Raw genomic sequence first — 12963 nt, 5'->3', positions numbered from 1 at the left:
GCCCCGAACGAAACTGTATATTCGTAAAGTTCTAAACCCCCTGGAACGTGATCCGGTGTAATGACGTACGAAAACCTCGATGCCAAGCTGATAAACGAACTCCTGGGGAACGGCCGAGCGAGCCTGCGGAGCCTCGGCGAGGAGCTCGACGTCTCGGTGACGACCGTCTCGAACCACCTCAACGACCTCGAGGACGAGGGCGTCATCGAGGGGTACACACCCATCGTCGACTACGGAAACCTCGGCTACGACGTCACCGCGATCCTCCAGCTCAAGGTCGAGGGGGATGCGCTCCCGGAGATCACGGACCGGCTCCGCGAGGAGAAACGGATGATCACCGTCTACGAGGTCACCGGCGATTACGACGTCATCGCCGTCGGGAAGTTCGAGGACACCGACGGAATGAACGACCAGATCAAGTCGCTGCTCACGGACGCGAACATCCGCGAGTCGAACACCTCCGTCGTGCTCAACGCGGTCACGGAGAACGAGCAGTTCGAGCTCGACCTCAACGAGGAGTGACGCCCGACCTCCGGGATCGGTGATGTCGGACCAGCCGGAACCGGCGATGTCGGACCAGCCGGAACCGGCGATGTCGGACCAGCCGGAACCGGCACCGCGAGCGGTTCCGGCTACTCCTCGAAGCCGTCCTCGAAGACGAACGTCCCGTCCCGCTGGATCACCTCGCCGTCCACCTCGAGCACCGATTCCTCGCTCATATCGACGATCATGTCGACGTGTTCGGCCGACTCGTTGGCCTCGTTCCCCTCGCCGACGCAGTCGTCGTAGGCCGACCCGACCGCCATATGGACGGTGTCGCCCATCTTCTCGTCGAAGAGCATGTTGTACGTGAACCGGTCGATCTGCCGGTTCATTCCGATGCCGAGCTCGCCGAGGTACCGTGAGCCATCGTCGGTCTCGAGGATCGCGGTCAAGAGGTCCTCGTTGCGGCCCGCGGAGTGGTCGACGACGCGGCCGTCCTCGAAGGTGAGCCTGACGTCCTCGATCTCGCGGCCGTACCGGTATAGCGGGAGGTCGAAGTGGACGCGTCCCTCGACGCTGTCCCGAACCGGCGCGGTGAAGACCTCCCCGCCGGGAAGGTTCGCCTCGCCGAAGTCGTTCAGCGCCGTGTTGCCGGCGATCGACATCGTGAGGTCGGTCTCCTCGCCGGAGCGGATCCGCACCTCGGACGCGTCGTCGAGGATCTCCACGAGGTTCGACTGGAACTCCCGTTGGGCGTCCCAATCGAGCGAGACCGCGTCGAAGACGAAGTTCTCGTAGGCCTCGGTGCTCATCCCGGCCAGCTGGGCGTGGCCCGAGGTCGGCACCTGCGTGAGACACCACGTCTTCGAGAGCCGTTCCTCCTTGATCGCCTTCCGGGCGCGGTTGTAGGCCGCGTTGGTCTCCGGATCGACGTCGGCGCCCTCGGTGACGTTCGCGCCGCCGCGGGCGATGACGAAGACGTCCGTCTCCTCGTACATTGCGAGCTCGTGGGCGGCCTCCTCGAATCCCTCGGCCGCCCGCTTGAAGGCCCGACTGAATCGATCGGAGTTCGAGATCCAGACCGGCTGTGCCCCGCGGTCCCCACACAGCTCGGCGAGCGCGACCGCGAGGTCCTCCGCCTCGGGCGGCAGCTGGATGACGACGGTGTCACCCGACTCGATCCCCGTCGAGTGGTCGACGATCGTCTCGGCGTGGTCGCGGATCCGTGGGTCCATACCCTCGATGACCGCTCCGATCGAATACCGGTTTCGGGTCCGCCGAGCAGTACGATCGAACCGGTGAGCCGGGAGGTGCGGCCGTATCAGTCGGCCGACTCGGGATCGGTCCCGGACAGCTCGGCCGTCAGATCGCTGGCCGCTCCGCCGGGGAGATGGTCCCGAAGGCGACGGGCGACCGAGCGCGCCTCCGCGACCTCGATCTCGGCGACCGCACGCACGAGCGCCGTCGCGCGGTCGGTCCGAGTTCGTTGCCAGGACTCCTCGCGCGACTCGTAGGTCCGGACGGCACGGAGGAAGTCAACCCGGGAGAACTCAGGCCAGTAGGGCGCACAGAAGTAGACCGCCGCCTCGTTGCCGTTGGCGTGCCACGGCAGGAAGTTCGAGGTGCGCTCGTCGCCGCCGGTGCGCACGATGAGGTCGACGTCGCGGACCGGCTCGCGGTAGAGCCGGGATTCGACCTCGGTCACGTCGACGTCGTCGGGATCGAGCGCTCCCGTGGCGACGTCCGCCGCGACGTCGCGGGCCGCCCTGAGCAGCTCGTTCCGGCCGCCGTAGGCGATCGCGACGTTGAGACGGAAGCCGTCGTTCGCCGCGGTCCGCGTCTCGGCGTAGCGGACCGCCTCACGGACGCGGTCGGGAAGTCGGTCGACGTCGCCGATCGCGTGGATCCGGACGCCTTCCTCGTGAACGCGGTCCGAGTCGGCGAACTCGCGGAGCTTCTCCGCGAGCAGGTCGAACAGCGGCTCGAGCTCCTCGTCGGGCCGGTCGAAGTTCTCCGTCGAGAACGCGTATAGGGTCAGCTCCTCGATCCCGAGGTCGCCGCACCACTCGAGCACGCGCTCGGTCGTCGAGGCGCCGGCGCGGTGTCCCTCCGGTGCCGCCTCGCCGCGCTCGCGGGCGTACCGTCGATTCCCGTCCTGAATGATGGCGACGTGCGTCGGGGGGGAACCGATCTCGCGGCGGAGCAACCGCTCGTAAGCCGACTCGAACCACGATCGACAGCGATCCAGCACGGGTTCAAGAACGGGAGCGGATGATATGTGTCTTTTGAGTGACGAACGCGGGAACACTTAACAGAGCGGAGACCGAGACGTCGAGTATGTCGAACGTCCTGTCCGACGAGGAAATCGAGCGGGGACTCCCTGACGGGTGGGAGCGCGACGGCGACGAGATCCGCCGCGTCTACGAGTTCGACGACTATCTCGACGGGATCGCCTTCGCCGCGAACGTCGGGGAAGTCGCCGAGGAGGAGTTCCACCACCCGGAGATCCGGATCGGCTACGGGGAGGTCGAGGTTCGGTTTACCACCCACGAGGCCGACGGGATCACCGACAGCGACCTCCGGCTCGCCGACCTCGTGAACGACGAGTTCTGACCGCCTCGCACGGAACCACGACCGAGATGCCGACCGACGCACCGGAAGACGCGCCGACGACCACCGACGGCGGGGACGACGGCGGGCCCGACCGCAGGAGTGCTGCCTACGTGTTCCGAGTGACGCTTCGGCTCGACCCCTCCGCCGCCGAGGTCTCCCCCGATCGCTTCGAGACGACGGTCCGGGCGCCCGCCCCGGAGCCCGGAACGGACGGCTGGCTGCTCTTTCGCGACCGGCTCTGGCGCGGCGAGCTCGGCGACCCGGAGCGGTTCCACCCGGTCGTCCGGGAGCTGCTCGGACTCGGGGATGCGCCGGGAATCGCGGTCGTCGACGTCGATTTCCGGGAGCTTCGAACCGACGAGTCGTACCTGCGATCCCTTCGAACGGCGATCGAGTCCGACCCGAGCCCGTTCGCGGCCACGGACGCGGACACGGTCCTCCACCAGTACCTCGGATCGTCGATTCACGTCCGGGACTGACCCGCCTGCGGTCGACTCGTCCGCGTCCGGCTCGCCGTAGATCGGCTCGTCCGCGTCCGGCGAGCTCAACGACCCGCCACGGCTGACCTGTCAACCGACCGATCCGACCACAATACTGATGCCGGTCCGTGTCGATCGACGATCCGTCCCTCCGTATGAACCTCCAGATCGACGGCGGCAAGGTCCTCTACGCGCTCGGCGTGCTGTTCGCGCTCGGCGCGTTCGTCTACTTCATCCGTGACGTGGTGTTCGGGCTCTCGATCACGGTGAAAGCGGCCCTCCTGTTCCTGACGTTCCTGGCGTTCCTGCTCGTCGGGCTGTGGATCGACCGTGACGCGCTCGACGTGGTGGCGTACGCGATCGCGTCGCTCGCGTATGCCGTCTTCCTCGGGTACGTCATCAGCCGGTACGACCCCTCCGAGACCGGCATCTTCCTGCTGTTCGTCGTCTCCGCGGCCCTGTTCGTCGGACTCGGCTACGTGGTCCGACAGGGGGGAGTCGCGATTCCGGACCGGACGGTTCGGTACGCGCTCGTCGGGATCGTCGGCGTCGGCGTCCTCCTGGTGGGGGCCGACGTCGCCAGCGCCGAGGTCGACTACACCGCGGAGCTGGACGAGGAGGCGACGCTCACGGTTCCGGACCGGGTCGCCGCCGACGCCGAGGCGTCCGACATCGTTCCGCTCCGGGGGCAGATCGGGACGCTGACCGTTCGGAACGGCGGCCCCTTCACGCGCCCCGTCGATCTGCCCTCGATGCGCGGCTGCGTCGTGGGGACGAACGCAACCCCGTCGGACCGCGGCACCTCGATCCGATACGAGCAGCGGAGCTACGAGCGGTCCGACCGGATCGGCGGCGGCGCCGAGCGGACTCACGCCGTCACCGCCGAGCTCCCCGTTCGCGCGAACGCGACCGACGACGGGTCGCTGACGTTCGCGGTCGAGCGCGGCACGGACTGTGACGTCTCGCGCGAGGAGCCGACGATCGTCGTGATCGTCGGCGCCGAGGGGACGACGACCCGACCGCCGCTCGTCGCGGACTGACCGCGGCCGACGGACACGTCGCTCGGAGTCACTCGGGGCGACTCGTCGGGGCGTCTTAGGCGGTCTCGGCGCCATCCTCCTCGATCGTCGCCGCGAGGGTCGCGAGCGCGGACTCGACCGACTTCCGCTTGATCGTCGCCCGGTCCCCGTCGAAGGTGAACCGTCGGGACCGGACGAACGACGCCTCGGTTCCCCACGGGGCCGCGTACGCCACGCCCACGTAGACGAGCCCGACCGGCTTCTCGTCCCGGCCGCCGCCGGGACCGGCGACCCCCGTCGCCGACAAGCCCCACGACGTGTCCGCACGGTCGCGCGCGCCGCGCGCCATCGCCTCGGCGACCGGCTCGCTGACCGCGCCGTGGGCGTCGAGCGCTTCCCGGGGGACGGCCAGCTCCGCCCGCTTGGCGTCGTAGGCGTAGGTCACGAAGCCGCGATCGAAGTAGTCGCTCGAGCCCGGCACGTCGGTGACCGTCGACCCGATCAGCCCGCCGGTCAGCGACTCCGCTGTGGCGAGCGTTTCGTTTCGATCGCGGAGCACGTCGCCGACGATGGCCTCGACCGACTTCTCGCCGGTCCATCGACCGTCGTCGAGCGCGCCGGTGACGTCCTGCGGTAACGCGCCGTTTCCCGTCGTCGCTTCGCCGTCCTCCGTCACCGCTTCGCCGCCGTCCGTCATCGCTTCGCCACTATCCGTCGTCCTCCCGTTCGACTCCCGACTCATACCCGTCGGTCGCTCGCGATCGGACTTAAACCTCGGCGTCGGAACGACGTCGGCCGCGGACCGAGAAGCGACCGGGACCTGCTGGTCAACTAGAACTGCGGGCCCAGACCGGTGAGGGCGTCGGCGTCCGCCAGCGCGGCGTCGAGCTCCACGGTGGCACGCCCGAGGTCGGCGAGTCGTTCGCCCAGGGCGTCGTCGGCGACCGCATAGCCGCCGGCGCCGCCGGCGTCATCGGTGCCGTCCCCGCCGTCAGCGAGCGACTCGAAGTGGTCGTCGGTCGCGTAGACGCTCCCGCCGACCGTGTGGGCGCCGAAGAAGCCGAAGATCGGGCGCAGCTCCTGGTCGATCGCGAGGTAGTGGTGGTTCGTCGCGCCGGTCGCGACGAGCCCGACGGCGGCGTCCTCGAAGGGAGCGACGTCGGCCTGCCACATCCCCCGCGGGACCATATCGAACAGGTTCTTCAGCGCGCCCGAGAGGGACCCGCGGTAGATCGGCGTTCCGACGACGTAGGCGTCCGCCTCCACGATCGCCTCGAGGGCCGCGGCGGTGTCGCCCTCGTAGGCGTCGAGCGTCCGCCCGTCGGCGGTGACGAGGTCGTGGTCGGATAGTCGGAGCGTCTCGGTGGTGACCCCGTCTCGTTCCGCAGCCGCCTCGAGCGCGGTCTCGACCGCGGTGGCCGTCTTGGAGGGATCCGACACGCTGCCGACGATCCCGAGGAGGGTTCGGTCAGCGGCCATCTATCGGGCGACCTCCGCGCCGCCGATCGACTCGACGTCCTCGTCGATCACGTCGTCGACGTCGTCGACCTCGATGGGGTCGGCCTCCCGGACGGCCGGGATGATCTCCTCGCCGAACTGCTCGAGCTCGGTGTCGTAGTGGAGGAACCCGGCGAGCACGATGTCGACGCCGATCGCGTCGAGCTTGCGGATCCGCTCGACGATCTGCTCTTTCGTCCCGATGAGGCCGGTCTTGAACCCGTCGTTGTACTGAACCAGGTCCTCGAAGTCGGAGTCGTCCCACATCCCCTCGCCCTCGGCGGAGGACTGGCCGGCCTGTTTGACCTGCTCGCGGAACGCCTCGACGGCCTCGTCGGTGGCGTTCTCGATGATCCCCTCCAGCGTCTCCTTGGCCTCGGCCTCGGTGTCGCGCTGGATGACGAAGCCGTTGGCGGCGAACCGCGGCGGCTCGGTCCCGAACTCCTCGGCGTAGGACTCGACGTCCTCGATGATCCCGCGGATCGTCTCGAGGCTGCCGCCGTTGATGAACAGGACGTCGGCCTGCCGCGCCGCCATCTTCCGCGCGGCCTTCGAGTTCCCGCCCTGGAAGACCTGCGGATACGGATCCTGGACCGGCTTCGGCTGCATCGGCGCGCCCTCGAAGCCGTCGATGTCCTTCCCGATCGTGTAAAAGCGTCCGTCGTAGGTGGCGTACTCCTCGGACCACAGTCGCTTCAGCACCTCGATGAACTCCTCCGAGCGCGCGTAGCGCTCGTCGTGTGCGAGCCACGGCTGCCCGAAGCCGGTGAACTCCCCTTTAAACCAGCCGCTGACGACGTTGATCGAGAACCGGCCGTTGCTGATCCGGTCGGCCGTCGAGATGAAGTTCGCGAGCGGCCCGGGCTCCCAGAGGCCGGGGTGGACCGCGCCGATGACGTGCAGCTCCTCGGTCTGTGCGGCCAGCGCGTTGGCGACCGAAAGCGCCTCCAGCTGTCGGTCCGCGCCGTAGCTCCCGAAGAACCGCGCCTGCGCGAGCGCGTACTCGAACCCGACCTCCTCGGCGGTGCGGGCCAGTTCGAGGTTGTACTCGTAGGTCCAGTCCGTGTCCATGTCCCAATCGGAGACCACGAGGCCTCCGCTGACGTTCGGCACCCAGTAGGCGAACTCCGTGTCCATAACGGGTGCTAATATAGACTCCACATCTTTATGCAGGTTGATTATGGCGATTCCTGTCTCCGCTCGATCTCATCGGCAATACCTGTCGGCACCGATGACGTGATCACGTATCCCCCGATCGACGGGTAAAAGCCGGTCACCGCCGTATCCGTCCCTCGTGCAGATCGAATGTCGCTTCTTCGGGCCGTTCCGGGAGGACGTCGGCGAGCGGTCGATCGAGATCGAGACCGCCGCCGAGACGTACGGCGACCTTCTCGCGGAGCTGGAGGACCGATATCCGGAGCTGTCGGGACGACTGATCGACGGCGGATCGCTGGTCGGCGAGGTCGCCGTCACCCGGAACACGAAGAACATCCGGCACCTCGAGGGGCCCGAGACGCCGCTGCGGGACGGCGACGTGATCCGGCTCACGCCCTCGGTGTACGGCGGGTGTGTGACCACCGGATCGAAGCGGTGATTCCTTCCGGTATCCGGGGGACGGGGATCCGGGTGCCGAGGTCGGGCCGCCGGTGCGTGAACGGCGGCCGCCGGTGCGTGAACGAAACCACTGAAACGAAAACCACCGGTGCGTGAACGGAAACGAGTCGGAGCCGCGCGCTTTTTGTCCGCCGGCCGCGTATCGAGACGTATGCGCCGCCACATCGAGCTCCTGATCGGACTGTTCGGACTGGTCGAACTCCTCTGTCCCCGCGCCGTCGTCGCCGCCGCGACCCGGTTGGCGTATCGGACGCCGGACGACCTCGAGACTCGGGAGTGGGTGTACACGGCCGCACGGGTCGAGGGTGCGATCTTCGTCCTGCTGGCGCTTGCCGGCCTGTACACGTCCGCGGGCCCGACGGGCGACGACGAGGCGGCTGCAGCGATCGAGCCGTAGAAGAGACGGCCCAGCGGTCGCTCTCCACCACATCGTCTTTGTCCGCCCGTATGTCTTTGTCCGCCGCCGTATGTCTTTGTCCGCCGAATTCCGCTCGCGAGAGCCGCCTGTGGACGGCGACGACGGCAGCACTCGCTCGATTCCTCCCATAACTTTACCAATTTTGTCGGATACCGGTCGTTTGATGGCCCGTCTCCGTTCGGAACATGCTCGCCGGATACGTGATTCAAACGCGATATTGATCTTGGTTTTCCTCGCGATGGCGATCTCGTTCGGGCCCTTCGTGGCGCTCGTGACGAACGGACCCTCCAGCCCAACCGAACCCGTTCTGTTGGTCTCGTGGTGGACGGGAGCGGTGACTCTCGTCGGATATGGCACGGTCCACCTGCTGGCCGCACTCGCGGACGCCGGGCGATTCCGTGACGACTACGGAACCGAATACGCGAGCGTGGCGGTCGTGTTCTGTCACGCGCTTGGGCAACGCCTACTCGTGGTTGTTTCCGTCGGCTTTGCGTTGGTTCTCCTCTCGATCCTCGGGACGGGGGTCGGGATTCCGTTCGTCCTGCTCGCTCCGCTCGGGTCGTTCGGAGCGGTGCTCCTCGGCCCCCCGACCGCGATCCCGATGAACCGTCGTGTGTCCGAAAGGCTGGGCGAGAACCGTCACGGGTGACTGTCCACGTTCGCCGTATAATCGGGAGCTACGACGGGTCCTCCGACAGCAGCGTTTCGAGACGGGCCGCCGGATCCGCGGCGGTGACGACGCTCGAGGCCGCGCCGACCGCGTCGACGCCGAGCTCGAAGGCGGCAGCCACGTCCGCGGGCCGCGAGATCCCGCCGCCGACCGCGATCGCGACGTCACGCCCGTGTGCCGCGGCCGCCGAGCGAACCCGCTCGACGAACGTTCGGACGCGATCCGGGTGACGCCGCACGAGCGGGTCCCCGGAGGCGACGTCCGTGGGCTTCTCGAGCAGGAGCCAGTCCGCGCCCAGCTCCACGGCCGCGATCCCCTCCTCCACGCCACGCACGCAGACGATCGCGTCCATCCCGGAGTCCGCACAACGCTCGATCAGCGTCCGCGTCGCGGGCAGCGACTGCTCGCGTTCCGGGTGGTTCACGAAGACGGCATCCGCCCCGGCATCGGCCAGCGTCTCGACGAGCACGTCACCGGTTCCCTCACCCGGATCCGCGGCGTCGGCCGCCTGCGCGATCACGGTGAGGTCGGTCTCCCGCGAGAGGAGACGAACGTCGGGCGTCTGCGGGGCGACGGCGAGTCGGATCGGCGACGACCGCTCCGATTCCGTTCGCTCCGCCGCATCGGTCGCGGCGCGTGAGAGCGACCGCGCCAGTTCGAGGCCGTCACGACCGGCGGTCCCCGGATACGTCTTGAAGCTACAGAGAAAAGCGGGGGTGGGAAGCGCCATATCGAGCGATCCGACCGCCGCCCTTATAAATAGACGTCGGATCCGAACGTCGCTCCGGATCCGAGGCCGAATCCCGTCCCGGTTCCGAACTCGAATTCAAAAATTGTGTACGCTAGTCCTATAATCCGTAGACAGATATTTATTGACGTCGTTCGTTACCGCATCCATGGCCGGACCACCGATCGAGGAGCTTCATTTCGACGACGCACCGTCAGTCGGGGACGTCCCCGGACCGCGCTCGCGGGAACTGCTGGAGAAACAGCGCGAGATCGATTCGAGCGCGGTGGCGTATCCCGAGGACATTCCCGTCGCCTTCGAGGAGGGAAAGGGCGCGACCGTTCGCGATCCGGACGGCAACACCTACATCGATCTCTTCGGCGGCATCGGCGTGTTGAACGTGGGGCACTCGAACCCCTACGTGCTCGAGGCCGTCCACGAGCAGGCCGACAAGCTCGTTCACACGATCGACTTCCCCACGGAGGCGCGCCTCGACCTCATCGAACGGCTCAACGAGATCGCGCCACCTGGTTTAAAAGACCAGAATCGCTTCGTCTTCGGCGGTCCGACGGGGACTGACGCCAACGAGGCGGCGATCAAGCTGGCGAAGTACAACTCGGGCGGCGACGGGCTGATCTCGTTCCGTGGCGCCTATCACGGCACGTCCTCGGGGGCGATGAGCGTCACGGGCAATAAAAAGCTCAAGAGCCACTACACGCCGTTGCTCGCGGATGTAGTGCACGCGCCGTATCCGAATCCGTTGCACCAGGAGAAGCCGCCTCAGGAGGCGGTCGAGCACTCCCTCGAGGAGGTCAAAGCGATCCTCGAGGACCCGTATGGCGGCTTGGCGAACCCGGCGGGGATCATCGTCGAGCCGATCCAGGGCGAGGGCGGGATCGTGGCGCCGCCGGAGGGCTTCCTCCAAGGACTGCGGGATCTGGCGACGGACAACGACGTGCCGCTGGTGTTCGACGAGATCCAGTCGGGGTTCGGCCGGACTGGGGAGTGGTGGGCAAGCGAGTGGTACGACGTGACGCCGGACGCGATGACGACCGCGAAGGCGCTGGGCGGGGTCGGCTTCCCGCTGTCGGGGTTGATGTACCACGAGGACCTGGACACGTGGGGGTCGGGCGACCACGCGGGCACGTACCGCGGCCACGTGGTGGCGATGCGGGCGGGCGTCCGCGCGATCGAGTACATCCAGGCCCACGACCTGCTGGCACACGCCCGCGAGTTTGGCGAGACGATCCGCGGTCGGTTTGCCGAGATCGCCGACTCGAACGACGCGATCGCCGAGATCCGCGGCAAGGGCCTGTTCATCGGCGTCGAGTTCACCGACGACGACGGGAATCCGGCCGACGAGACGGTCGACGCGATCCAGACCGACTGCTTCGAACACGGCGTCCTGATCTGGAAGGCCGGCCGACACGGCAACGTCCTGCGCGTCATCCCGCCGCTTGTGCTCACCGAGGAGCTGGCCGACACGGCGATGACGATCGTCGCCGACGCCATCGACCGACAGACCGACTAGCGACACCACGGACCGACTAGCGACACCACAGACCAACTAGCGACACCACGGACCACCTCACCAATGTCAGACACCGACCGCGTGATCACCGACGAGGCACCGAGTAATGACAACCCGTACTCCCAGGGCGTCCGCGACGGCGACCGACTCTACGTCTCCGGCTACGGGCCCGCGGATCCCGAGACCGGCGAGCCGGTCGACGGCGACGTCGCCGACCGGACCGAGCAGGTCCTCGCGAACATCGACGCCGTCGTCAGGGCCGCCGGCGGCGAGGGGCTCGCGGACGTCGTGAAGGTGACCGTCTACCTGACCGACCTCGACGACTACGAGACGGTCAACGAGGCCTACGGCGCCGCCTTCGGGGGCGACCCGCCGGCCCGCGTCTGCGTCGAGGTCTCCCGGCTGCCGGACGACGTCGACGTCGAGATGGACGCGATCGCGTCCCTCGGCTGAGGCGGCCACGGTCTCGTCCAACCGGGAACGGCTTCGCCCCGCTGGAACGGCTTCGCCCCACTGGAACGGCTTCGCCCCACCGGGCACGATTAAGTACCTCCGTCGCCAACCGACGCCAGATCGATGTCCCACGACGTACGCAACCGCCTGTCGGAGATCCGTCGGGCGTTCCATCGCCATCCGGAACCGGGATGGCGGGAGTTCCGAACGACCGAGCGGGTCGTCGAGGAGGCCGAACGGATCGGCGTCGACGAGCTCGCGGTCGGCCGCGAGGCGCTGGCGAGCGACGACCGAATGGCGGTGCCCGAGCAGGACGAGCTCGACGCGTGGCTCGAACGGGCCCGCGAGGCGGGGGTTCGTGCCGACGTGCTCGAACGGACCGCGGACGGCCATACGGGCTGCGTCGCGATACTGGAGTGCGGGCCCGGTCCGACGGTCGGTCTCCGGGTCGACCTCGACGCCGTCTCGATGACCGAGTCGGACGAACCGGGCCACGTGCCCGCCGACGAGGGATTCCGGTCGGAACACGAGGGGTACATGCACGCCTGCGGGCACGACGCGCACCCGGCGATCGCACTCGGGGTGCTCGAGGCGGTCAAACACGGCGACTTCTCCGGGACGTTCAAGCTGTTCTTCCAGCCGGCCGAGGAGACTTCCGGCGGCGGAAAGCCGCTCGTCGAGGGCGGCTACGTCGACGACGTCGACTACCTGCTCGCGATGCACGTCGGCCTCGGGAATCCGACGGGAACGATCGTCTCCGGGATACGAAAGCCCCTGGCGATGGCCCATCTCACCGCGACCTTCGAGGGGGCCAGTGCCCACGCCGGCACGGCGCCGAACGCCGGCGCGAACGCGATGCAGGCGGTCGCGGCCGCGATCCAGAACGCGTACGCGATCCCGCGACACAGCGACGGGATGACCCGGGTGAACGTCGGCCGGATCGAGGGCGGGACGGCGAGCAACGTCATCGCCGAGGAGATCACCATCGACGGCGAGGTCCGCGGCGAGACCACGGCCCTGATGGAGTACGCGCGGACGGAGCTCGAGCGCGTCCTCTACGCCGCCGCGGAGATGCACGACTGCGACGTGACGCTGCGGGTCATCAGCGAGTCGCCGCGGGCCGACAGCGACCCCGAGCTGCGGGAGCTGATCGGCGCGGTCGCGCGCGGGATCCCGAGCGTCGACACCGTCGTTCCCGAACAGGAGTTCGGGTGGAGCGAGGACGTGACCTACCTGATGGAGCGGGTGCAGGAGAACGGCGGGCTCGCCTCCTACCTGCTCGTGGGGACGGATCATCCGACCGACCACCACACGCCGACCTTCGACGTCGACGAGCGCAGCCTCGACGTCGGCGTCGAGGTGATCGCGGAGACGATCGCCGAGATCGGTCGCCGACGCCCCTGAACGGAGGGAGCGCGGCCGAGTACGATCCGGCCGGTCGGTCGCCGACGTCGAAATC

16 protein-coding genes are annotated in these 12963 nt (G+C 68.1%); 10 read left to right on the top strand and 6 right to left on the bottom strand.

What is annotated here, in order from left to right:
• The first annotated feature begins 60 nt into the window (after positions 1-60).
• Entirely contained in the window at positions 61-522 is a 462-nt protein-coding gene (lrp, locus tag BLV25_RS00820) for an HTH-type transcriptional regulator Lrp (protein ID WP_021073475.1), read from the top strand.
• 110 nt (positions 523-632) lie between these two features.
• On the opposite strand, the gene BLV25_RS00815 is transcribed toward lrp, so the two are convergent.
• Together BLV25_RS00815 and uppS are read right to left on the bottom strand one after the other, a co-directional pair.
• On the bottom strand, positions 633-1718 hold the full coding sequence (locus BLV25_RS00815; protein WP_092730281.1) for an aminopeptidase: 1086 nt from the start codon (positions 1716-1718) through the stop codon (positions 633-635).
• Between the two features lie 86 nt (positions 1719-1804).
• Positions 1805-2734 carry a polyprenyl diphosphate synthase gene (gene uppS, locus BLV25_RS00810; RefSeq protein ID WP_021073473.1) on the bottom strand — a complete coding sequence of 310 codons (930 nt, stop codon included), beginning with the start codon at positions 2732-2734 and terminating at the stop codon, positions 1805-1807.
• Between the two features lie 86 nt (positions 2735-2820).
• Here uppS and BLV25_RS00805 point away from each other — a divergent pair, with 86 nt between their 5' ends.
• The 3 genes from BLV25_RS00805 (at position 2821) to BLV25_RS00795 (ending at position 4615) form a co-directional block, all read left to right on the top strand.
• A complete protein-coding gene (locus BLV25_RS00805; protein ID WP_021073472.1) occupies positions 2821-3096 on the top strand; it encodes a 4a-hydroxytetrahydrobiopterin dehydratase in 276 nt (91 codons plus the stop codon).
• A gap of 26 nt (positions 3097-3122) precedes the next feature.
• Positions 3123-3575 (top strand): LWR-salt protein, encoded by a 453-nt coding sequence (lwrS, locus tag BLV25_RS00800; RefSeq protein ID WP_176819407.1) that lies wholly within the window; start codon positions 3123-3125, stop codon positions 3573-3575.
• A gap of 155 nt (positions 3576-3730) precedes the next feature.
• Complete coding sequence (locus tag BLV25_RS00795; RefSeq protein ID WP_039402034.1) at positions 3731-4615, top strand: hypothetical protein; 885 nt, start codon at positions 3731-3733, stop codon at positions 4613-4615.
• Between the two features lie 55 nt (positions 4616-4670).
• Here BLV25_RS00795 and BLV25_RS00790 read toward each other — a convergent pair whose 3' ends face one another.
• From BLV25_RS00790 to sfnG, 3 genes are all read right to left on the bottom strand, one after another.
• Complete coding sequence (locus tag BLV25_RS00790) at positions 4671-5291, bottom strand: CinA family protein (RefSeq protein WP_081758178.1); 621 nt, start codon at positions 5289-5291, stop codon at positions 4671-4673.
• A 134-nt stretch (positions 5292-5425) separates the two neighbouring features.
• Positions 5426-6073 (bottom strand): NADPH-dependent FMN reductase, encoded by a 648-nt coding sequence (locus tag BLV25_RS00785; RefSeq protein WP_092730279.1) that lies wholly within the window; start codon positions 6071-6073, stop codon positions 5426-5428.
• On the bottom strand, positions 6074-7228 hold the full coding sequence (sfnG, locus tag BLV25_RS00780; protein ID WP_092730277.1) for a dimethylsulfone monooxygenase SfnG: 1155 nt from the start codon (positions 7226-7228) through the stop codon (positions 6074-6076).
• Positions 7229-7385: 157 nt separating this feature from the next.
• On the opposite strand from sfnG, the gene BLV25_RS00775 reads away from it, so the two are divergent.
• The 3 genes from BLV25_RS00775 (at position 7386) to BLV25_RS00765 (ending at position 8772) form a co-directional block, all read left to right on the top strand.
• Entirely contained in the window at positions 7386-7685 is a 300-nt protein-coding gene (locus BLV25_RS00775; RefSeq protein ID WP_092730275.1) for a ubiquitin-like small modifier protein 1, read from the top strand.
• A gap of 171 nt (positions 7686-7856) precedes the next feature.
• Positions 7857-8102 carry a hypothetical protein gene (locus BLV25_RS00770; protein ID WP_021073465.1) on the top strand — a complete coding sequence of 82 codons (246 nt, stop codon included), beginning with the start codon at positions 7857-7859 and terminating at the stop codon, positions 8100-8102.
• Positions 8103-8211: 109 nt separating this feature from the next.
• On the top strand, positions 8212-8772 hold the full coding sequence (locus BLV25_RS00765) for a hypothetical protein (RefSeq protein WP_155982166.1): 561 nt from the start codon (positions 8212-8214) through the stop codon (positions 8770-8772).
• 28 nt (positions 8773-8800) lie between these two features.
• Here the strand turns inward: BLV25_RS00765 and BLV25_RS00760 are convergent, their stop codons facing one another.
• The gene (locus BLV25_RS00760) at positions 8801-9523 is read right to left on the bottom strand and encodes a triose-phosphate isomerase (RefSeq protein ID WP_092730273.1); all 723 of its coding nucleotides are present in this window, start codon (positions 9521-9523) and stop codon (positions 8801-8803) included.
• A gap of 166 nt (positions 9524-9689) precedes the next feature.
• Between BLV25_RS00760 and BLV25_RS00755 the strand changes: the two genes are divergently transcribed.
• The 3 genes from BLV25_RS00755 (at position 9690) to BLV25_RS00745 (ending at position 12908) form a co-directional block, all read left to right on the top strand.
• Positions 9690-11051 (top strand): aspartate aminotransferase family protein, encoded by a 1362-nt coding sequence (locus BLV25_RS00755; protein ID WP_092730271.1) that lies wholly within the window; start codon positions 9690-9692, stop codon positions 11049-11051.
• A 63-nt stretch (positions 11052-11114) separates the two neighbouring features.
• Positions 11115-11504 carry a Rid family detoxifying hydrolase gene (locus tag BLV25_RS00750; protein WP_021073594.1) on the top strand — a complete coding sequence of 130 codons (390 nt, stop codon included), beginning with the start codon at positions 11115-11117 and terminating at the stop codon, positions 11502-11504.
• Between the two features lie 123 nt (positions 11505-11627).
• Positions 11628-12908: an amidohydrolase gene (locus BLV25_RS00745; protein WP_092730269.1), complete on the top strand. Its 1281-nt coding sequence runs from the start codon at positions 11628-11630 to the stop codon at positions 12906-12908.
• Positions 12909-12963 lie beyond the last annotated feature (55 nt).

This window comes from Halopenitus persicus (genome assembly GCF_900107205.1).
Taxonomy (GTDB): domain Archaea; phylum Halobacteriota; class Halobacteria; order Halobacteriales; family Haloferacaceae; genus Halopenitus; species Halopenitus persicus.
This window is presented reverse-complemented; position numbering and strand designations above follow the sequence as displayed.

Bases quoted from the DNA above. Each gene is read 5' to 3' on its own strand.
- BLV25_RS00755 (WP_092730271.1), top strand. From the start codon at position 9,690: ATGGCCGGACCACCGATCGAGGAGCTTCATTTCGACGACGCACCGTCA.
- lrp (WP_021073475.1), top strand. From the start codon at position 61: ATGACGTACGAAAACCTCGATGCCAAGCTGATAAACGAACTCCTGGGG.
- BLV25_RS00805 (WP_021073472.1), top strand. From the start codon at position 2,821: ATGTCGAACGTCCTGTCCGACGAGGAAATCGAGCGGGGACTCCCTGAC.
- BLV25_RS00750 (WP_021073594.1), top strand. From the start codon at position 11,115: ATGTCAGACACCGACCGCGTGATCACCGACGAGGCACCGAGTAATGAC.
- sfnG (WP_092730277.1), bottom strand. From the start codon at position 7,228: ATGGACACGGAGTTCGCCTACTGGGTGCCGAACGTCAGCGGAGGCCTC.
- BLV25_RS00770 (WP_021073465.1), top strand. From the start codon at position 7,857: ATGCGCCGCCACATCGAGCTCCTGATCGGACTGTTCGGACTGGTCGAA.
- lwrS (WP_176819407.1), top strand. From the start codon at position 3,123: ATGCCGACCGACGCACCGGAAGACGCGCCGACGACCACCGACGGCGGG.
- BLV25_RS00815 (WP_092730281.1), bottom strand. From the start codon at position 1,718: ATGGACCCACGGATCCGCGACCACGCCGAGACGATCGTCGACCACTCG.
- BLV25_RS00795 (WP_039402034.1), top strand. From the start codon at position 3,731: ATGAACCTCCAGATCGACGGCGGCAAGGTCCTCTACGCGCTCGGCGTG.
- BLV25_RS00790 (WP_081758178.1), bottom strand. From the start codon at position 5,291: ATGACGGACGGCGGCGAAGCGGTGACGGAGGACGGCGAAGCGACGACG.
- BLV25_RS00785 (WP_092730279.1), bottom strand. From the start codon at position 6,073: ATGGCCGCTGACCGAACCCTCCTCGGGATCGTCGGCAGCGTGTCGGAT.
- BLV25_RS00745 (WP_092730269.1), top strand. From the start codon at position 11,628: ATGTCCCACGACGTACGCAACCGCCTGTCGGAGATCCGTCGGGCGTTC.
- BLV25_RS00760 (WP_092730273.1), bottom strand. From the start codon at position 9,523: ATGGCGCTTCCCACCCCCGCTTTTCTCTGTAGCTTCAAGACGTATCCG.